The organism is Streptomyces sp. SID5785 (assembly GCF_009870065.1).
Lineage (GTDB): Bacteria > Actinomycetota > Actinomycetes > Streptomycetales > Streptomycetaceae > Streptomyces.
This window is the reverse complement of record NZ_WWIA01000892.1, coordinates 1-497: the sequence shown is the minus strand read 5'-3', so window position 1 is coordinate 497 and position 497 is coordinate 1. Positions and strand designations below refer to the sequence as shown.

The 497-nt window shown below is 69.0% G+C and carries 1 protein-coding gene; it reads left to right on the top strand.

What is annotated here, in order from left to right; genetic code table 11:
* Positions 1–497, top strand: a 497-nt coding sequence (locus GTW43_RS29235; protein WP_161305001.1) for an extracellular solute-binding protein, incomplete at both ends; no start/stop codon positions are given.

The following is a 497-nucleotide window of genomic DNA, read 5'->3' as shown; positions in this document are numbered from 1 at the left end:
GTTCGAGAAGGCGAACCCGGACATCGACGTCGAGTACGTCGGAGTCTCCTCCACCGAGATCCAGTCGAAGTACGACACGGCCATCCAGGGCGGGGGACTGCCCGACGTCGGCGGCGTCGGCACCGCGATCCTCTCCGGCCTCGTCGTGCAGAACGCCGTCGACCCGCTCGACGAGCGCCTGTCCGGCTCCCCGCTCGACGGCCGGCTCAACCGCGGCATGCTCGAGTCGGCCGAGGTCGCGGGCGGCCGGGACGGCGCGCACTACATGCTGCCCACCAACGCCAACAACGGCGTCCTGTACTACCGCACGGACCTGTTCGAGAAGGCCGGCCTGCCGGAGCCCCTCACCTGGGACGCCTTCTACCGGGCGGCGCGGAAGCTGACGGATGCGAAGAAGAACGCGTTCGGGTACACGATCCGGGGTGGTGCGGGGTCGATCGCGCAGGCTTTCGACGCGATGTACGGGCAGTCGGGGATCACGTCGTTCTGGGATGCGT